General features: G+C 73.3%; 17 protein-coding genes. 2 read left to right on the plus strand and 15 right to left on the minus strand.

Annotated features, from left to right (window positions below; translation table 11 throughout):
* Positions 1-43: 43 nt before the first annotated feature.
* The 3 genes from ABD52_RS11885 to ABD52_RS11895 are packed head-to-tail and all read right to left on the minus strand — an operon-like array spanning position 44 to position 1,883.
* On the minus strand, positions 44-730 hold the full coding sequence (locus ABD52_RS11885; RefSeq protein WP_013285165.1) for a hypothetical protein: 687 nt from the start codon (positions 728-730) through the stop codon (positions 44-46).
* On the minus strand, positions 727-1,548 hold the full coding sequence (locus ABD52_RS11890; protein ID WP_047891834.1) for an ATP-binding cassette domain-containing protein: 822 nt from the start codon (positions 1,546-1,548) through the stop codon (positions 727-729). The genes ABD52_RS11885 and ABD52_RS11890 overlap by 4 nt, the downstream gene beginning before the upstream one ends.
* On the minus strand, positions 1,545-1,883 hold the full coding sequence (locus ABD52_RS11895) for a PadR family transcriptional regulator (protein ID WP_013285163.1): 339 nt from the start codon (positions 1,881-1,883) through the stop codon (positions 1,545-1,547). Before ABD52_RS11895 ends, ABD52_RS11890 begins: the two co-directional genes overlap by 4 nt.
* A 146-nt stretch (positions 1,884-2,029) precedes the next feature.
* Between ABD52_RS11895 and ABD52_RS11900 the strand changes: the two genes are divergently transcribed.
* Positions 2,030-3,007: a hypothetical protein gene (locus tag ABD52_RS11900; protein ID WP_047891845.1), complete on the plus strand. Its 978-nt coding sequence runs from the start codon at positions 2,030-2,032 to the stop codon at positions 3,005-3,007.
* A 143-nt stretch (positions 3,008-3,150) separates the two neighbouring features.
* Complete coding sequence (locus ABD52_RS11905) at positions 3,151-3,786, plus strand: helix-turn-helix domain-containing protein (protein ID WP_221488115.1); 636 nt, start codon at positions 3,151-3,153, stop codon at positions 3,784-3,786.
* Between the two features lie 74 nt (positions 3,787-3,860).
* Here the strand turns inward: ABD52_RS11905 and ABD52_RS11910 are convergent, their stop codons facing one another.
* From ABD52_RS11910 to ABD52_RS11965, 12 genes are read right to left on the minus strand one after another with little or no spacing between them, the layout of a single operon-like run.
* Complete coding sequence (locus ABD52_RS11910; RefSeq protein ID WP_235437443.1) at positions 3,861-4,952, minus strand: alpha/beta hydrolase; 1,092 nt, start codon at positions 4,950-4,952, stop codon at positions 3,861-3,863.
* 5 nt (positions 4,953-4,957) lie between these two features.
* Positions 4,958-5,956, minus strand: a complete 999-nt coding sequence (locus ABD52_RS11915; protein WP_013474653.1) for an LLM class flavin-dependent oxidoreductase — start codon at positions 5,954-5,956, stop codon at positions 4,958-4,960.
* A complete protein-coding gene (locus tag ABD52_RS11920) occupies positions 5,953-6,282 on the minus strand; it encodes a TIGR04076 family protein (protein WP_013285158.1) in 330 nt (109 codons plus the stop codon). The genes ABD52_RS11915 and ABD52_RS11920 overlap by 4 nt, the downstream gene beginning before the upstream one ends.
* Complete coding sequence (locus tag ABD52_RS11925; RefSeq protein ID WP_013285157.1) at positions 6,279-7,283, minus strand: zinc-binding dehydrogenase; 1,005 nt, start codon at positions 7,281-7,283, stop codon at positions 6,279-6,281. The genes ABD52_RS11920 and ABD52_RS11925 overlap by 4 nt, the downstream gene beginning before the upstream one ends.
* The gene (locus ABD52_RS11930; RefSeq protein ID WP_047891836.1) at positions 7,280-7,693 is read right to left on the minus strand and encodes a nuclear transport factor 2 family protein; all 414 of its coding nucleotides are present in this window, start codon (positions 7,691-7,693) and stop codon (positions 7,280-7,282) included. The genes ABD52_RS11925 and ABD52_RS11930 overlap by 4 nt, the downstream gene beginning before the upstream one ends.
* On the minus strand, positions 7,690-8,955 hold the full coding sequence (locus tag ABD52_RS11935) for an amidohydrolase family protein (protein ID WP_013285155.1): 1,266 nt from the start codon (positions 8,953-8,955) through the stop codon (positions 7,690-7,692). Before ABD52_RS11935 ends, ABD52_RS11930 begins: the two co-directional genes overlap by 4 nt.
* A complete protein-coding gene (locus ABD52_RS11940; protein WP_047891837.1) occupies positions 8,952-10,622 on the minus strand; it encodes a hydantoinase B/oxoprolinase family protein in 1,671 nt (556 codons plus the stop codon). The genes ABD52_RS11935 and ABD52_RS11940 overlap by 4 nt, the downstream gene beginning before the upstream one ends.
* Positions 10,615-12,303, minus strand: a complete 1,689-nt coding sequence (locus ABD52_RS11945) for a hydantoinase B/oxoprolinase family protein (protein WP_013285153.1) — start codon at positions 12,301-12,303, stop codon at positions 10,615-10,617. The genes ABD52_RS11940 and ABD52_RS11945 overlap by 8 nt, the downstream gene beginning before the upstream one ends.
* Positions 12,300-14,351, minus strand: coding sequence for a hydantoinase/oxoprolinase family protein (locus tag ABD52_RS11950; RefSeq protein ID WP_013285152.1), 2,052 nt, complete (start codon positions 14,349-14,351; stop codon positions 12,300-12,302). Before ABD52_RS11950 ends, ABD52_RS11945 begins: the two co-directional genes overlap by 4 nt.
* Positions 14,348-16,381 (minus strand): ABC transporter ATP-binding protein, encoded by a 2,034-nt coding sequence (locus tag ABD52_RS11955; protein WP_047891838.1) that lies wholly within the window; start codon positions 16,379-16,381, stop codon positions 14,348-14,350. The genes ABD52_RS11950 and ABD52_RS11955 overlap by 4 nt, the downstream gene beginning before the upstream one ends.
* A 2-nt stretch (positions 16,382-16,383) precedes the next feature.
* A complete protein-coding gene (locus ABD52_RS11960; protein ID WP_030270843.1) occupies positions 16,384-17,268 on the minus strand; it encodes an ABC transporter permease in 885 nt (294 codons plus the stop codon).
* Entirely contained in the window at positions 17,268-18,278 is a 1,011-nt protein-coding gene (locus ABD52_RS11965) for an ABC transporter permease (RefSeq protein WP_013285149.1), read from the minus strand. Before ABD52_RS11965 ends, ABD52_RS11960 begins: the two co-directional genes overlap by 1 nt.
* Between the last annotated feature and the right edge of the window lie 8 nt (positions 18,279-18,286).

Here is an 18,286-nt window from a genome sequence, read left to right on the forward strand (position 1 = left end):
CTGCCACGCCCGGCGACCGGGTCCGGTCCGCCGCCCCCGCCGGTCAGGTGGCCAGGCGCAGGTGGCGGCGCTGCCGCAGCCGCACCGCGGCGGCCGCCACGACCAGCAGCGTGAGTGCGACAGCGAAGGCCAGCCCGTGGGTCAGGCCGCGGTTGAGGTAGCCGCCGTCGGTGTGGTCGACGGCGTACGTGGCGAGCTCGCGGCTGAACCAGAACGGCAACGCGCGGGTGGCGCTGCCCGCCGGGTCCATCACCATCTGGAGACCGACCACTGTGAGCAGCACCAGCGTGCCCTCCAGCTCACGCGGCAGCACGGCGCTCAGCAGCAGGCCGAACGGCACCGACACGAACACGGTCAGCGCCATGATCAGGGCGATCGCGCCGTACCGGACGTCGCGCTGGTCGGCCAGGACGAGCAGGAAGTACGGAGTGGAGAGGAGCATGCCGACGGTCCACAGCGCGAGCAGCCGGCCGAGCACCAGGTGCCGGCTGCCGTAGCCGGAGAGCCGCAGGCGGGGTTCGATGCCGCGCGCCGCGCTGCCCGCGAACAGCGCGGCGGTGCTGAGCGCCCAGCCCAGGCCGAGGCAGACGAAGCGGATCGACTGTCCGAGGTGGTCGCCGCGGCGGCTCAGATAGAACGCCAGCGGCATCAGCAGCAGGATGACCAGCACGGTACGGCGGCGCAGCAGCTCGCGCAGGGCGGCCTCGGCCACCACCAGGGTCCGGCTCACGCGTCACGCTCCCCGGCCAGGTCGAGCACGACGTCGACGCGGTCGAGCTGGTTGAGCAGGTGGGTGACGACCACGACGGCCTTGCCGGCGTCGCGCCAGCGCCACACCTCGTGCCAGAAGTCGAGGTAGGTGCCCCTGTCGAACCCCTGGTAGGGCTCGTCGAGGAGCAGCACGTCCGGCTCGCCGAGCCGGGCCAGCACCAGGTTGAGCTTCTGCCGTGTGCCGCCGGAGAGGTGCCGGGCCTGGATGCGTCGCGGCGGTGTCCACTCCAGCCCGGCCGCCTCCGCGCGACCGGCCCGACGGGCCGCCGTCCGGCCCAGCCCCCGGCCGGCGCCGATCAGCACGAAGTGCTCGTCCGGGCTGAGGAACTCGGCGGTGCCGCCGTCCTGCGGGCAGTAGCCGAGCGTGCCGTGCACCTCGACGGTGCCCGCCTCCGGGCTCAGCAGGCCGGCGCAGATCCGCAGGAAGGTGCTCTTGCCGGCGCCGTTGGCACCGACCACCGCCGCGATCTGGCCCGCCCGGACGATGAGGTCGACCCGGTCCAGGACGGTCCGCCCCCGGTAGCGCTTGGTGATGCCGCGCGCGGCGAGCCGCACCGGTCCGGGCTGGCGGCGCGGCGGTCGCACGTCGGGGCCACCGAGGCTGTCGACCACCGCCCGGGCGTACGTCTCCGGCGCGCCGAAGACCCGCAGCGGCGACTCCCCGCTGTCGAGCAGGTGGGTGGCCGCCTCCGCGACGACGTGGCCGGTCAGGTCGGGCCCCACCCCGTGCCGGCGCAGCTCGCCGGTCAGGGCGGCGAGCCAGGGTTCGTGGTTCACCGCTTCGGCTCCTCGCGCAGTATCGTGCCCACGCTCGACGCGAAGGCGCTCCAGTCGATCGCGGCGGCCCGCAACGCCGCGCTGCCGGCCGGGCTGATCCGGTAGTACTTCCTCGCGGGCCCGGTCCCGCCCTCCCGCCAGTGCGCGGTGAGCAGGCCGGAGCGCTGCAACCGCAGCAGCACCGGGTAGAGGGTGCCGCCCTGCACGGCGCCCAGCCCGTGGGCCCGCAGCGCCTGGGACAGCTCGTAGCCGTAGGACTCGCCCCGGCTCAGCAGCGCGAGCACGCAGAGGTCGAGCACCCCGCGCAGCCACTGCGCCCGCCGTTCCTGGTTCATCCCGCTCCGCACTGTCCCGATCGGACGACATCCGGCGATGACGGTAGCGCCGCTACCTAGGTAGCGCAACCATCTAGTGGGGCCTCCTCCGGCCCGGCGAGGCTGATAGGTTGCGCCCTCCGCACGGGTTCGACGGGGGAATGCGCATGTCCGACACGGGGGCCGGATCCGAGCAGGGACCGGCGGGGGACGCGGAACAGCGGGGAGAGACCGCCTGGATGCGGCCGGCCGGCGAGCCGCCCGGCGTTCCCGGGCCGCCACCACCGCCCGCCACCGGGCCGGGTCACGGGTCGCCCGTTCCGGGTTACGGACCGCCCATCGCTGGTCCGCCGTACGGTCCGGCCACGCCGGCTGCGCCGTTCGGGCCGTACCCGCCACCCGGCCCGCAGTCGTCCGGCCGCAGCCGCGGTCTGGTCGTCGCCGTCGCGGTGCTGAGCGTGCTGCTGCTGGTGGCGTGCTCGGGCCTGATCGGCGGCGCGTTCCTGCTGGGTTCCTCGCCCCGCGAGACGGCCGGGCGGGAGCCCGCCGCGCCGCCGGTGGCGCCCTGGCGGTCGTCCGGCGCGACGCCCACGCCGGGTGCGACGGCGAGCGCGGAGCCGTCGGCGCGCGGGCCGCAGCCGAGCGACTTCCCGGCGGCGCAGATCTCCGATCTCAACGACGTGTGCGATGGGGTTCTCTACTTCCCGCAGTCGCCGAGGCGCACCGGAGCGGCGCCGCACCCGGTGGCACTGCTCGTCGGCACCGACCTGGGCACGGGCAGCCGCCGCCACGACCAGGTCTACTACTACGACGAGGGCCTGTCGAAGCGGGTGGAACGGACCTGGGCGTCGGAGGACCCGAAGACCGTGCAGATGGTCGCCTGCCTGGATCGTACGAGCACCGGCGCGACGATCCGCAAGTGCCGCTACGACGACCCGAAGCCGGACACGCTGACGCTGCTGAAGGCCACCTACCGCCTGCGGGTGTACGAGGTGGCGACCGGCCGCCGACTGCTGGACAAGACCATGGGCGGGGACGACCAGCAGTGCCCGTACGTGGTCCTGTACGGCTCGGACAAGAAGATCTACGCCGAGGTAAGCCACCGATCGCTGCTCGGGGCGCTGCGCAACCTGGTGAAGCGGTAGGCGGGCGACGCCGGCCGCGGTCCACCCGGGACGATGTGGGGAGACCGGCCGCACGGCCCCTCGCGGACCGGCCGGGATGTTCGATACCATCGAACATCCCGGCGGACGTCCCGCCGCCTCGACAGGAGGTCCTCGTGCGGCCCATGAACAGTCAGCCGCCGTCGGAGCAGGCCGGCTCCGGTGGCGCCGCGGACGAGAACACGCCCGCGGGCGTCGTCGGCGGCCGGATCCGGCGCTACCGCAAGGAGCGCGGGCTGACGCTGCGCGGCCTCGCCTCCCGCTCCGGGCTGTCCATCGGCTTCCTGTCCCAGGTCGAGCGGGGCATCTCCTCCATCGGGCTGACCGCGCTCGGCAGCGTCGCCAAGGCGCTCGACCGGTCGGTGGCCGACTTCTTCGACGCCGGCACCGCCGCGCCGGACAGCACCGTCTCCTCGCTTCCCCGGCACTTCACGCTGACCAGGGCGGAGACGGCCGCCACGCAGTACGTGTCCGGGCAGCAGACCTACCGCATGCTCTCCGACCGCGGGCCGGACCTGGTGCTCGAACCGATGCTCGTGCACATCGCGCCGGGCGGGCGCCGGGAGAACGCGTACGGCCACCGGGGCGAGGAGTTCGCGTACGTCATCTCCGGCGAGCTGCTCTACGAGGTCGAGGGCGTCGAGCACCGGCTGTTCCCGGGCGACAGCGTGCACCTGCGCTCGTCGGTGCCGCACCAGCTCTACAACGACACCGACGCGGTGACGACTGTGGTCTCGGTGGTCACGCCCCGCCTGTTCTGACCCGCGCCCCGGGCACCACGAATCGCCCTCCGTGTTCACGTAGGTGAACCTGGAGGGCGATTCAGCGTCCGGCGTCAGCGGCCGAGGCGTGCGTCCACGGCGGTCATCGTGTCCTGCCAGACGGCCGAGGCCGGGTCGATGACGGCGAAGTGGTCCCCCGGCTGTTCGAGGTGGCGGATCTCGTCCCCGGCGGCTGCCGCCGCGGCGGCGTAGCGCCGGTTGGCGTCGACGAGGTCGAGGCTGTCCTCCGTTCCCTGCACGAGCAGTGTGGGCACCCCTGTCGGCAGGCGGAGCATCGGGTCGCTCTCGGCGTACCGGCGTGGTGCCGTCACCGGTGAGCCGCCCAGCGCCGCGGCGACCGCGCCGTCGCCGAGGTAGCGCCGCTCGCCCTCGGTGAGGTCGAGCACCCCGGCCAGCGACACCGCGAGCGCGACACGCGGCCCGCTCGTACGCGCGGCGAGGTCCGCCGCGGCGCGCAACGCGAGCTGCCCGCCCGCCGAGTGCCCCAGCACGACGATCCGGTCCAGGTCGACCAACCGGTCGCGGGCCGGTTCCCGCAACGCGAGGAGGCCCGCCTGCACGTCCTGTGTGGTCGCGTCCCAGCCGTGCCGGTCCGGACGCCGGTACTCCAGGTTCCAGCTCACGTACCCACGCCGGGCCAGGTCGACGGCGAGCGCGTCCATCAGGTCCGCGCCCCAGATGGACCGCCAGAACCCGCCGTGCAGCAGCACCGCGACCGGCGCCGGCCCGGCGTCCGGGGTGGACGGCAGCCGCAGGTCGCCCCACTGGTCCGGGTCCGGGCCATAGGCGATCCGGGTGGCCGGCGCACGGAGGCGGTGCACGGCGTGCCGGATCGCCCAGGTCAGGCCCCACAGTCCCCGCCCGGCCAGGTGGACCGCGCCGGGCACCGACGGCTCGACTGTGAGGTCGTACCAGACCACGCCGGACGGCTGCGCGCCGATCAGGGCACGGGCCGCAGCCGTGGGGCCGGGGAGCACCACCACCGGCTGGTCGGCCGTGGCGAGCAGCGCGCGCATCTCGTCGGCCGAGGCGGCGGTGACGACCTCGCCTGCGACGTCGAGTTCGGCGCAGGTGGCGGCGGTCGACGACGCCAGCAGGGCCGCGTCGGCCACCAGGCCGGGGCCGACCAGGACGGTGAGCCGCACCTGACTCACCTGCGCAGCAGCGGCAGGACGGCCGAGCCGAGCAGGTCGACGCCGCGCTCGTCGGTGAGGCCGTGCGGCGTGCCGAACTCGACCCGGCGCACGCCCGCGTCGATGAGCGCCTGGGCCTGCGCGGCGACCTGCTCCGGGGTGCCGGAGAAGGCGAACCGGTCGAGCACGTCGTCCGGGATCAGCCGGCCCGCCGCCTCGTCCTCGCCCGCGTCGACCAGCTCGCCGACGCGCTTGACCAGGTCGTCGGGCATCTCGACGGTCGGGTCCAGCTCGGCCACCACCGCCAGGTACATGGCCACCTCGGTGCGGGCCTTGGCGCGGGCCGCCTCGCCGTCGGTGTCGACGACTGTGACAGCGCCGAGCACGATGCCGACGTCCGCGACGTCGCGCCCGGCCTTCTCCGCGCCGGTTCGCAGCCGTTCGCGGATCACCGGGACCATGTCCGGGTTGGCGCTGCCGCCCACCTTGATCTCGTCGGCGATTCGCCCGGCCAGCGCCGCGCCCTGCGGGCCCCACGCGCCGAGCAGCAGCGGCGGGTCGGGCCGCTGCACGTCGTAGCGCAGGGCGGTGCCGGGGGCGAGCGAGAAGACCTTTCCGGTGAAGCCGCCGCGGTCGCCGCGCAGCAGGCGGTAGACGACCTGGACGGCCTCCTCGATCGTGGTCAGCGGCCGCGGCTGCGGCAGGCCGACAGCGCCCAGCCAGGTCCCCCGGGCCAGGCCCAGGTAGGCCCGCCCGTGCGAGGCCAGGTCCAGGGCGGCGATCTGACCGGCGATCTCGTACGGCGCCATCGAGTACGGGTTCAGGCAGGCCGCGCCGAGGCGTACCCGTTCGGTCGCCTGTGCCATCTCCAGCAGCGGGAAGATCGGCGGCTGGTACATCAGGTCGCCGAAGACGGTGAGCACGTCGAAGCCGTGCGCCTCGGCGGCGCGGGCCAGCCGGGCGTAGGCGCCGGCCGGCTTGTCGCTCTGGAGGCCGAGTCCGATCTCGACGGTCATGTCAGGTCCGCCGAGTTCATCGTGCGCCGGCAGGTCCGTTCCACCTTCATGACGAGCCGCTCCTCCGGGTCGGGGCAGATGAAGTGGGAGTCCTGGGCCAGCCAGTCCCCCGGCGCCAGGTCACGCTGCTTGGCGGCGAGGAAGGGCAGCACCGAGGCGAGCGCGTACACGCAGAAGTGCTTTCCCTCGGGCAGCCGCAGGTGCGCGCTGTTCGTCAGTTCGAAGTGGTCGCCCACGGCCATGCCGCACACCGACCGGCCCTCGATCCGGTCGACTGTCACCTTCAGGTCGTAGATCTCCATGTCGCCGTCGGCGCTGTCGCTCACGGCCCCTCCCCCTCGTCGATCCGTACGATGATCTTGCCGGTGGTCCGGCGTTCGGCCAGTTCGGTGAGCGCCGCGGGCGCCTCGTCCAGCGAGACGACGCGGCTGACCGGCGGCCGGACCGCGCCGGAGGCGCACATGTCGAACAGTTCCTGGTACGCGGCCTCGACGGCACTGGCCCGCCGCCACGGGTACTGCGAGCCCCAGGACAGGCCGACGAGCGTCGCGTTCGCCGCCATCAGCCGCAGCGGGTCGACAGGCGGCGGTGCGCCACCGGCGGCGCCCACCGCCACCAGGCGTCCCTCGAACGCGAGGCACTCCCAGGAGCGGGCGAACACGTCGCCGCCCACCGGGTCCACCACGACGTCCACGCCCCGCCCGCCGGTGGCCGCGAGCACGGCGGGCACGAAGTCGTCCGCCGTGTAGTCGATCGCCACCTGGGCGCCGTGGTCGCGGCAGATCGCGGTCTTGGCCGGACCGCCGGCGGTGGCCAGGACCCGCGCGCCGCGGGCGACGGCCAGCTGGATCGCGGCGATGCCCACCCCGCCGGCGCCCGCGTGCACCAGCACCGTCTGCCCGGCCGTGAGACCGGATCGTTCCAGCGCGAACCACGCCGTCTGGTAGGTGACCGGCAGCGCCGCCGCGGTGACCGGATCGACGGTGGACGGTCGCGGCACCACCACCGCGGCGTCCACGGTCACCGTGCTGCCGAGCGCACCGCGCGGCAGCGCCGGGCAGGCGAGCACCTCCTGACCCAGCAGGTGCTCGGCCCCGGCGCCGGCGGCGACGACCCGGCCGGCCGTCTCCACGCCGGGTGTCATCGGCGGGTCCGGCCGCACCGGGTACTCGCCCCGGCAGAGCATGACGTCCAGGAAGTTCAGCCCGACCGTACGCACGGCGAGCTGCACCTCACCGGGGCCGGGCGGCGGGTCGTCGGGCAGGTCGGCGACCGACAGCACGTCCGCCGGCTCACCGGTCCGCCCGGCGACCAGCCGCCGGATCACGCCGCGCCCACCGGTTCCCGGACCAGCTCGGCGTGGTGGTGCACGATCACCCAGCGGCCGTCGATCCGGCGCACCACGTCGGTGACCCGGGTGATCTCCGGCTCGTCGTCCGGGCCGAGCTGCGAGACCAGCTCGTACCGGGCCACGCCGAAGTCCTCCCACGCGTCGATGCGCTTGTCCCGCGGGGCGAGCACCGCCAGCCGGGGCCGCTGCCCCGCGGCGTCGCGCCGGGCGCGGTACTCGTCCAGTTCGGCCCGGGTCCGCAGCGGCCCGGGCAGGTGCGTCTCCCAGGTGGTCACGTCGGGGTCCAGGTGCGTGTCGAACCGCTGCTGGTCCCCCGCGAGGAACGCGTCGTACATGTCGTCGATGCCGGCGGCGATCTCCGCCGCGCCTGCCTGCGCGAACGTCATCGCGTCTCCTCCTGGTTACGGTCGTCGCGGGCGATCTGCCCGCCCTTCATCACCCACCGCACGTCCCGGAAGGCCGAGGTGTCGGCCAGCGGGTCGGCGTCCGTCGCGATCAGGTCGGCCAGCTTGCCGACCTCGACAGTGCCGAGATCGGATTCGGCGCCGAGCCACCGGATCGGGCCGAGCGTGCCGGCGTGGATGGCCCGCGCGGCGCCGATCCGCTCAGACATGTACTCCAGCTCCCGGATCGAGGCGGTGGTGCCCTCGAACTCCCAGAACGGGGGGACGTCGCTGCCGAGCAGCACCTCCACGCCCGCGGCGATGGCCATCTCGAAGCTCTCCAGGTGCCGGGGGCCGGCGCCGAGCGACCGGCACTGCATCCACTCCGGCACGCCCAGCTCGTCGAAGAACTCCTTGCAGCGCGTCACCAGCAGCGTCGGCACGAGCGCCGTGCCACGCTCGGCCATCCGCGCCGCGACCTGCGGGGTGAGCTGGTAGCCGTGCTCCACACAGTCCAGCCCCAGCTCCACGGCCGCGGCGATCACATCGGCGGGCCCGGCGTGCGCGGTCACCCGGCGGCCCCACGCGTGGGCGGTCTCGATCGCCGCCGTCATCTCGTCGGCGAAGAGCTGCGGCGTGTGGATGCTCTCGTGCTCACCGGCGATGCCGCCCGAGATCATCACCTTGATCAGGTCCGCGCCGGCCTTGATCTGGCTGCGCACGCCCTGTCGGAAGCCGACCGGGCCGTCGCACTCGAGCGTGTCGTTGCCCTCGTGGCCGTGCCCGCCGGTGCACACCAGCGCCCGTCCGGCGGTGTAGATGCGCGGACCCGGGACACGCCCGGCGTTGATCGCCCGCCGCAGCGCGAAGTCGGCGTGGTCCTTCTCCGCCACGCAGCGCACTGTGGTCACGCCGGTGTGCAGCGTGCGCCGTGCCCCGTCGGCCATGTAGTGGGCGAGGTCGTACGCGCCCATCCCCTTGACGTCGTCGCCGGCGGAGCCGGGCAGCGACAGCGAGAAGTGGGTGTGCATGTTGACCAGGCCGGGCGTCACGTACGCGCCGTCGAGGTCCACCTCGGTCAGCCGGCCGGCGGCCCGCGCCTGCTCGGCCACCTCGGCGTACGGCCCGACGGCGGCGATCCGGTCACCCCGGACCCACACCCCGGCGCCGGTCACGGGCGCCATGCCGTCCACCACGCGGGCGTCCAGCACTGTGCAGTTGCCGAGCAGCACGCTCGGCTGCTCGGGCGAATAGGCGGCACTCACGCGATCACTCCATAAACGTCTCGGGCGGCCCGCGCGGAGACGTAGCCCTCGGCCACGTCCCGTCGCACCGCCTCCGGATCCCGACTCCTCGGGTCACCGTGCCCGCCGCCACCGGCGGTCAGCAACGTCACCCGATCCCCCACCGCCACCGCGGTACGCCGTGTGCTCACCCGGTGCTCCCGGTCCGTGCCCGGGAAGACGACCACCTGGTTCGGCTCCGGCTGCTCGCCGCCGGCCAGCGCCCACGGCGCGCTCTTCGTCTTCTTGATCACCGACAGGAACTCACCCGGCGTCACGAACCGGATGTCCCGCCGCAGGCCGCACCCACCCCGGAACCGGCCGGCGCCACCGGAGTCGGTACGGATCTCCAGGCGCTCGAAGAACATCCCGGTCTTCGACTCCAGCACCTCCACCGGCGTGTTGCGCGCCTGGGTCTGGCACAGGTGGTTCGCCGGTCCGATGCCGTCGTGCCGGGGCGTGCCGCCCCAGCCGACCGGGTCGTTGTTGCTGACCGCGAACATGTCGCCGGTGTCCGGGTGCCGGCCGACCATCATGAACCCGGGCACGTCGCCCCCGGAGGAGGCGGCCAGCCGGTCCGGCATGCCCTGCGCCAGCGCCTTGAGGATCAGCTCCAGCGCGACGGTGCCGGTCCACTGGGTGAACGTGGCGGCCGGATACTGCGCGTGGAACAACGTACCGGGCTCGGCGCGTACCCGCAGGGGCGCGAAGTGCCCGGCGTTGGTCTGCTCGTGCGGCGTGGTGACGCCCTTGAACGCGACCCGGCAGGTGGCGATGGTCGCGCCCAGCGGCAGGTTCACCGGCCCGGGCACCGCCGGGGACGACCCGGCGAAGTCCACTGTGAACTCGCCGTCGGCGACGGTGACGGTGACCCGCATCCGGATCGGATCGTCGCTGACCCCGTCGTCGTCGAGCCAGTCCTCGGCGGTCCAGCTGCCCTGCGGCAGCGCGGCCACCGCCTCCCCGGCGCGCTGCGCGGCGGCGTCGATCACCCGGTCGACGACCGCGTCGACCACCGCAGGACCGTAGTCGCGGTACAACTCGGTCACCCGCCGCTCACCGGTGCGCAGCGCGGCGATCTGCGCGTTGAGGTCGCCGAGGACGAGTTCCGGCATCCGTGAGTTGAACCGGATCAGCTCGTGGATCTCCGGCACCGGCTCGCCCCGGGAGTACACCTTCGTGCCGGGGAAGATGATCCCCTCCTGGTGCATGTCCGTGGAGTCGAGCACGTAACCGGGATCCTTGGCGCCCAGGTCCATCCAGTGCGCCCGGATGCACAGGAAACCGATCAGCTCCTCGCTGTCCGGCAGCACCACCGGCGCGAACATCGTCGCGTCGTACGTGTGCGCCGCGTTCCAGTACGGGTAGTTGAGCAGCACCACGTCGCCGCGGTGCAGGTTCTCCACGCCGACGTACTCGACGCCCTTGCGCAGGGAGTAGTCGTTGGCGCCGAGGAAGCGGGACAATCCCGTCGACTCCGCGACCAGCCGCAGCCGCCGGTCGTAGACGGAGATGCCGAAGTCGTACACCTCGTAGATCACCGGGTTGAACGCGGTGCGCACCAGCGCGGCCCGCATCTCCTCGGCGGCCGAGACGAGATGGCTGCGGACGACCTCGACGGTTGCCCCGTCGACGGTCGGCTCACCCATCGACGTCCACTCCGTAGACGTCCCGGGCCGCCTCCGGGGAGACGTAGCCCTCGGCCACGTCGCGCCGGACCGCCTCGGGGTCGCGGCCGCGCGGGTCGCCGTGCCCACCGCCACCGGCGGTCAGAAGGGTGACCCGGTCGCCCACAGCGACCGTCGTGCGCTTGGTGCTCACCCGGTGCTCGCGGTCGGTGCCCGGGAACACCACGATCTGGTTCGGCTCCGGCTGCAAGCCGCCGTCGAGCGCCCACGGTGCGCTCTTCGTCTTCTTGATGACGGTGAGGAACTCACCGGGCGTCACGAACCGGATGTCCCGCCGCAGGCCGCAACCACCACGGAACCGGCCGGCGCCACCGGAGTCCTCGCGGATCTCCCAGCGCTCGAAGAACATCCCGGTCTTGGCCTCCATGACCTCGATCGGGGTGCCCCGGCCGGTGCTGCCGGAGACGTGGGTGGCGGCGTCCATCCCGTCGTGCTGCGCGGTGCCGCCCCAGCCCACCAGGTCGTTGTTGCTGACCGCGAACATCTTCCCGGTGTCCGGGTGCAGGCCGACCATCATGAAGCCGGGCACGTCGCCGCCGGAGGAGGCGGGCAGCAGGTCCGGCATGCCCTGGGCCAGCGCCTTGAGGATCAGCTCCACCGCGACGATGCCGGTCCAGAGCGTGAACGTCGGCTGCGGGTAGACGGCGTGGAACAGCGTGCCCGGCTCGGCCCGCACCTCCAGCGGCGCCACGGTGCCGGCGTTCGACGGCTCGTCCCGGGAGGTGAGCGACTTCAGCACGACCTTGCAGATCGCCTCGGTCGCGCCGAACGGCATGTTGATCGGGCCGCGGGTGGCGGGCGCCGAACCGGCGAAGTCGACGACGAAGCGCCCGTCGGCGATGGTGACGGTGACGCGCATCTTCACCGGGTCGTCGCTGATGCCGTCGTCGTCCACCCAGTCCTCGGCGGTCCAGGTGCCCTGCGGCAGCGTGGCCAGCGCCGCGCGGGCGCGGGCCTCACCGTCGGCGATGATCCGGTCGATCGCCTGGTTCACGGTGTCCCGGCCGAACTTCTCGATGATCTCCAGCATCCGCCGCTCGCCGGTGCGCAGCGCGGCGATCTGCGCGTGCAGGTCACCCAGCACCGCGTCCGGCATCCGCGAGTTGAACCGGATCAGCTCGTGGATCTCGCGCACCGGCTCGCCCCGGGACACGACCTTGGTGCCCGGGAAGATCAGCCCCTCCTGGTGCATGTCGGTCGAGTCGAGCACGTAGCCCGGGTCCTTGGCGCCCAGGTCCATCCAGTGCGCGCGGACGCAGAGGAAGCCGACCAGGTCGCCGTCCGCGTCCGGGTCCGCCTCGTCCGGCCGGAACACCGGCGCGAACAGCGTCGCGTCGAACGCGTGCGCCGCGTTCCAGTACGGGTAGTTGAGCAGCACCACGTCACCGCGGTGCAGGTTCTCCCGGCCCACGTACTCCACGCCCTTGCGCAGCGAGAAGTCGTTCGCGCCGAGGAAGAACGTCAGCCCGGTGGCCTCGGCGACCAGCCGCAGGTCGGCGTCGTACATCGACAGGCCGAAGTCGTGCACCTCGTAGATGACCGGGTTGAAGGAGGTACGGATGAGGGTGGCCCGCATCTCCTCCGCGGCCGACAGCAGATAGCTGCGGACGACCTCGACCTGGGCTCCGTCCAGCGTGGTCATGCGGCTTCCTCCAGGGTGACGAGCAGGTATCCGTGGTCGTCGACGGTGACCCGCTGGCCGCTGGGCACCACTGTGGTGGAGGTGCCCTCGTCGATCAGCGCCGGTCCGTCGAAGGTGTCGCCCGGCTCCAGGCGGGCCCGGTCGTAGACCGCGAACGGCACCACCGCCTGCTGCCCGAAGTCGTAGGCGTCGCGGTGTGCCAGCAGCGCCTGCGACGGGTCGCCGTCGCCGCGCGGCAGGGTCTCCAGCTCCGGCCGGTCGGTGCGCCCGATGCCGCGTACCCGCAGGTTGAGGATCTGGAGCGGGTTGCCCATGGTGTGGCCGTACCGGGTGCGGTGCGTCTCGTCGAACGCGGCGCGGATCGCGTCGCGGTCCAGCTCACGCCCGACGGTGACCATCAGGCTGTGCTCCTGGCCGAGGTAGCGCAGCTCGAACTGCCGCTCCAGCACCGCCTCGCCGGCCGGCACGCCCTGCGCCACGAGCGACGCGACGGCCTCGGCCTCGACGGCCTTGAACAGCTGCTCCAGCTCCGACAGGTCGGCGTCGTCGAGCGTGGCCATCACGGTACGGCTGAAGTCGTTGACGATGTCGGCCGAGAGCATGCCCCAGGCGGAGAAGCCGGACGGCGCGAACGGCACGACCACCTCGCCGATGCCCATCTCCCGGGCCAGCAGCGGTGCCAGCAGCGGGCCGGCGCCACCGAATGCGAGCAGCGCGAACTGCCGGGGGTCGTGCCCCCGCTCGACGGTGATCTGCCGGACCGCGCCCACGGTGCGGGCCAGCAGCACGTCGAACACTCCCGCCGCCGCGTTCTCCACGCTCAGGCCGAGCGGATCGGCGAGCTGCTCCTGGATCGCGGCGCGCGCCTCGGCGTCGCGCAGCCCCATGGTGCCGGCGAGGAACCGGTCCGGGTCCATGTAGCCGAGCACCACCGCCGCGTCGGTGACAGTCGGCTTGGTGCCGCCACGGCCGTAGCAGACCGGGCCGGGGTCGGCGCCGGCGCTTTGCGGGCCGACCTTGAGCAGGCCGTGGTCGAGCCAGGCGATCGAGCCGCCGCCGGCGCCGATGGTACGGATGTCGTACGTCGGGATGAGCAGCGGGAAATGCTCCAGCTGGGCCTCGTACGCGGCGACCGGGTTGCCGCGCTCGATCACGCAGGCGTCCAGGGAGGTGCCGCCGATGTCGAACGTGAGCACGTTGTCGCGGCCCAGCTCGGAGGCGACGTAGGCGGCGCCGACGATGCCGCCGGCCGGGCCGGACAGCACTGTGTGCGTGGGGGCGGTCTTGGCGACCGCGCTGGTCATCGAACCGCCGCCGGAGCGCATGATCAGGAAGCGCCCGGAGAAGCCGCGCTCGGCCAGGCCGGCCTCCAGCTCGTCCACGTACCGCTCGAAGATCGGCCGGATGTACGCCTCCAGCACCGTGGTGCTGGTGCGCTCGTACTCCCGGTACTCGCGCACGATGTCGGTCGACAGCGACAGGCTGACCTCGGGGAACTCCTCGTGGATCAGGCGCGCGGCCTCCCGCTCGTGGCTCGGGTCGAGGAACGAGTGCAGGAAGCAGATGGCGATCGAGGTGACCTGCTGGTCCACCACGAGCGTGCGGGCGGCCTCCCGGACGCTGTCCGGGTCCAGCGGCTCCACCACGCGGCCCCGGTAGTCCAGCCGGCCCCGCACACCGGCGGTGAAGCGGCGCTGCACCAGGCTCTCCGGCCGCTGGTACTGGAAGTCGTACATGTGGTCGGACGGCACGTTGCCGCGGCCGATCAGGAAGACGTCCCGGAAGCCCTCGTTGGTGATGATGCCGGTACGGCCACCACGGCGTTCCAGCACCGCGTTGAGGCCGAGGGTGGTGCCGTGGATGAACAGCTCCACCTCGGACAGGTCGGTGCCGAGCGCGGTGATCGCGTTGAGGACACCGTCCGCGGGCCGGGCCGGGGTCGTGGCCGCCTTGCGGAACCGGACCCGGTTGGTGCGAGTGTCCAGTTCCATGGCGTCCACGAAGGTCCCGCCGATGTCGACGGCGAGCCGGATGGGGCGACGGGTCATGGCGTGACAGCCTGCCTTCCGATGAGGGCGGGAAGCTCGGGAACGCGCCAGCAGGCGGCCCGGCTCTCGCCGTACGACTGAAGCTCCTGCTGCTCCGCTCGGCACCGGTCGGTGACGAACGGGCACCGGGCGGCCAGTGGGCACCCGGTCGCGGCGTCGGCTTCCTCCAGGTCCTTGACCAGCTCGACGGCCTCGCCGTCGGACCCGGTCGTCCCGCCGAGGCGGGGGGCGCTGCCCAGCAGCACGCGGGTGTACGGGTGCCGGGGCGTGTCGAAGACGACGTCCACCGGTCCCTCCTCGACGACCCGGCCGAGGTAGAGCACCACGACGCGGTCGGCGAACCCGCGCACCGTGGCCAGGTCGTGGGAGATGAACACCGAGGCGCGTTCCGCGTCGGCGGCCACGTCGGCGATCACGTCGAGGATCTGCGCCTGGACGGTGACGTCCAGCGCCGAGGTCGGTTCGTCGAAGACGATCAGGTCCGGCTCGCCGACCAGCGCGCGGGCGATGCCGATGCGTTGCGCCTGGCCGCCGGACAGCTCGTGCGGGTAGCGCTGGAGGATCGACCGGTCCAGCTCCATCCGGTCCAGCACGGCGGTGACGCGCTCCTCCCGCTGCGCCGGGGACAGGCCCGCGGCGCGCAGCGGCTCGGCGATGGAGTCGCCGACGGGACGGCGCGGGCTGAGCGAGCCGATCGGGTCCTGGAACACGAGCTGCGCCCGGGTCCGGGCCCGGCGCAGTGCCCGGCCCCGCGGCCGGGGGCGGCCCGGCTGCTTGACCAGTGCCTGCCCGGCGACCGTGACGGTGCCGGACGTGGGCGCGACCAGGCCCATCACGAGCTTGGCGAGGGTGCTCTTGCCGCAACCGCTCTCGCCCACCACACCGAGCGTCTCGCCCGGCCCGAGCCGCAGCGTGACGCCGCGCAGCGCGTGGTGCCCGCCGGAACCGAACCGGCTGCGGTAGACGACGTGCGCGTCCTCGATCTCCAGCACGGCGGGCTTCGCGTCCGCGTCGGCCGAGACCGCGCCGGACGCTGCCGGCGTGTGCGACGCCTGCGGCACGTCGGCGTCCAGCGGCCGGGTCTGCGGGTGGAAGCAGGCGAGCGACCACTCGCCGCCACCGGGCACCGGCACTGTGGCCGGGCGCCGGGACGAGCAGGTGCCGTCGGCGTGCGCGCACCGGGCGACGAACGGGCAGTTGTGCGGCTCCTGCGTCAGCAGCGGCATGGCGCCGGGAGTGGCGACGACCGGCCGGCCGCCGACGTCCGGCACCGAACGCAGCAGCGCCCGGGTGTACGGGTGCGCGGGCTCCCGCAGCACCTGCGCGGCCGGTCCGCTCTCCACCACGGTGCCGGCGTAGAGCACCACCACCCGGTCGCAGACCTCCGCGATGGAGGCCAGGTCGTGCGAGATCAGCAGGACGCCCCGGCCGTCGGTGTCGGCGGCGTGCCGGAACTGGCGCAGGATCTCCCGGGTCAGGGTCACGTCCAGGCCGGTGGTCGGCTCGTCGGCGATCAGCAGCTCCGGCGCGCAGCCGGTGGCCAGCGAGATCATCACCCGCTGGGCCATGCCGCCGGACAGCTCGTGGGCGTACGCGTCGAGCCGCCGCTGCGGGCTGCGGATGCCGACCGCCTCGAACAGCTCGCGCGCCGCCTCCCGGGCCCGGTCGCCGGACATCTCCTGGTGGGTGGCGAGCCGGTCGACGAGCTGCTTGCCGATGGTGCGGGTGGGGCTGAGCGCGCCGCGCGGGTTCTGGAAGCAGATCGCCACCCCGCGTCCGCGGTGGGCGGCGAGCGCGGCGTCGTCCATCCGCAGCACGTCCGAGTCGCCGAAGCGCACCCGGCCGGTGGCGTGCGAGCCGCCGGGCAGCAGCCCGACGACGGCGCGGGCCACCATGCTCTTGCCGCCGCCGCTCTCGCCGACCAGGCCGACGACCTCGCCGGGCCGGACGGCGAAACTGACGCCGCTGAGCGCGGCGACCTGCCGGCCGGGCCGGCGGATCGTCACGGAGAGGTTCTCGATCGACAGCATGGTCACCGCCGCTTCGCGTTCGCGCGGTCCTGCAGGCCTTCGCCGAGCAGGCTGAACCCCAGGACGCAGACGAACAGGGCCAGGCCGGGCGGGACCGAGGTCCACCACCGGCCGCCGACCACGTCCGCGGCACCCAGGCTGATCATGGCGCCCCACTCCGCCTCGGGGATGCTCACGCCCAGGCCGAGGAAGGAGAGCCCGGCCAGGGTGAGCATGGCCCAGCCGCAGTTCAGCGGCGCGATCACCCGGACCGGGGTGAGGCTGTTGGGGAGCAGGTGCCGCCAGAGCACGCCGATCGGTGACGCTCCGGAGGTGATCGCGGCGTCCACGAACGGCAGTTCCCGCAGCGACCGCACCTCGGCGCGGACCAGCCGGGCGTACGCCGGCGCGTTCACCGCCGCGATCGTGATGATCAGGTTGATCGTGCCGTTGCCGAGCAGCGCGGCCACCGCGAGCGCCAGGATGAACGTGGGGAACGACTGGAAGATGTCGACCACCCGCATCAGCACGTCGTCGAGCCAGCCGCCGAAGTAGCCGGCGACCAGGCCGAGCAGCGTGCCGACGACCACCGCGAGCGCCACGGCGGCCAGGGCGATGCCCAGGTCGAGCCGGGCGGCGTAGAGCACCCGGCTCCAGATGTCCATGCCGTTGCCGTCGGTGCCGAGCAGGTGGCTGCCGCCCGGCGCGACGAGCGTGTTCGCCGCGTCGATCTCGGTCTCGCCCCACTGGCTCAGCAGCGGCGCGAACACCGCCAGCAGCGCGACCACCGACAGGATGCTCGCCCCGGCGATGATCATGCGGCGGGCGAATCGGCTGTCCCGGTCGCCGCCGGGCACGACCACCGGCGCGGCGGCGGGACCGTCGGGGACGGTTCGCAGCTCGGCCATCAGAGCCTCACTCTCGGGTCGAGGATCGCGTGGACCACGTCGGCGATGAGGAACACCAGCACGTAGCACAGCGCGATGACCAGCACCGACGCCTGCACCACCGGGTAGTCCCGGTAGAGCAGGCCGCGCAGGGCCCACTGGCCGAAGCCCTGCCACGAGTACACGTACTCAACGAGCACGGTGGAGCCGATCGCCGTACCGAAGACCAGCGCGGCCAGCGACGGCAGCCGGACCAGCGTCGCCCGCAGCAGGTAGCCGTAGTGCAGCGTGCGGTCGCGCAGCCCGTGCGCCTTCGCCGCGGCGTACGACTCCGAGTGCAGCACCTCCAGCGCGGAGGCCCGGACGCTGCGCAGCAGCGGGGCGACCACGCCGACCACGAGGGTCAGCACCGGCAGCACCAGGTACGCCGCGGCCGAGGCGATCGCCGGCCCGTTGGCGGTGAGGACGGCGTCGACGAGGTCGGCGCCGGTGAGCGGGGTCAGGCCGGTGTCCGGGTCGACCCGGCCGTTGGGGGCCGGGAACCAGCCGAGGATGCTGTAGCCGACGAGCACCAGCACCAGGCCGAGCCAGAACTCCGGTACGGAGTTGCCGACCAGCGCGAAGATCCGGACGCTGTGGTCGCCGGCCCGGTTGGCCCGCTTGGCCGACCAGATGCCCAGCACCGTCGCCACCACGAGCGCGATGCTCACCGAGATGACGACGAGTTCCAGGGTCGGACCCACCCGCAGCGCCATCTCCGAGCCCACGGAGCTGCCGCTCTGGATCGACGTCCCGAAGTCACCGGTCAGCAGCCCGCCGAGGTAGTCGAGGAACTGCTGCCACAGGGACTGGTCCAGCCCGAAGCGGGCACGGGCCGCGGCGGCGTCCTCCTCTGTGGCGTTCTGCCCGAGGATGCTGCGGACCGGGTCGCCCGGCAGCACTCGGACCAGGAGGAAGGCCAGGACGACCACTCCGAGCAGAACGGGGATCAGCTGGAGTAGTCGCCTGACGACGAACCGGAAGATACGCATGGGTGGGT

Origin of the sequence: Micromonospora sp. RV43 (assembly GCF_001029515.1) — a bacterium.
GTDB lineage: Bacteria > Actinomycetota > Actinomycetes > Mycobacteriales > Micromonosporaceae > Micromonospora > Micromonospora aurantiaca.

Coding starts and splice junctions, on each gene's coding strand:
- ABD52_RS11895 (WP_013285163.1), bottom strand. CDS start 1,883: ATGAACCAGGAACGGCGGGCGCAGTGGCTGCGCGGGGTGCTCGACCTC.
- ABD52_RS11900 (WP_047891845.1), top strand. CDS start 2,030: ATGTCCGACACGGGGGCCGGATCCGAGCAGGGACCGGCGGGGGACGCG.
- ABD52_RS11905 (WP_221488115.1), top strand. CDS start 3,151: ATGAACAGTCAGCCGCCGTCGGAGCAGGCCGGCTCCGGTGGCGCCGCG.
- ABD52_RS11915 (WP_013474653.1), bottom strand. CDS start 5,956: ATGACCGTCGAGATCGGACTCGGCCTCCAGAGCGACAAGCCGGCCGGC.
- ABD52_RS11930 (WP_047891836.1), bottom strand. CDS start 7,693: ATGACGTTCGCGCAGGCAGGCGCGGCGGAGATCGCCGCCGGCATCGAC.
- ABD52_RS11940 (WP_047891837.1), bottom strand. CDS start 10,622: ATGGGTGAGCCGACCGTCGACGGGGCAACCGTCGAGGTCGTCCGCAGC.
- ABD52_RS11945 (WP_013285153.1), bottom strand. CDS start 12,303: ATGACCACGCTGGACGGAGCCCAGGTCGAGGTCGTCCGCAGCTATCTG.
- ABD52_RS11950 (WP_013285152.1), bottom strand. CDS start 14,351: ATGACCCGTCGCCCCATCCGGCTCGCCGTCGACATCGGCGGGACCTTC.
- ABD52_RS11955 (WP_047891838.1), bottom strand. CDS start 16,381: ATGCTGTCGATCGAGAACCTCTCCGTGACGATCCGCCGGCCCGGCCGG.
- ABD52_RS11960 (WP_030270843.1), bottom strand. CDS start 17,268: ATGGCCGAGCTGCGAACCGTCCCCGACGGTCCCGCCGCCGCGCCGGTG.
- ABD52_RS11965 (WP_013285149.1), bottom strand. CDS start 18,278: ATGCGTATCTTCCGGTTCGTCGTCAGGCGACTACTCCAGCTGATCCCC.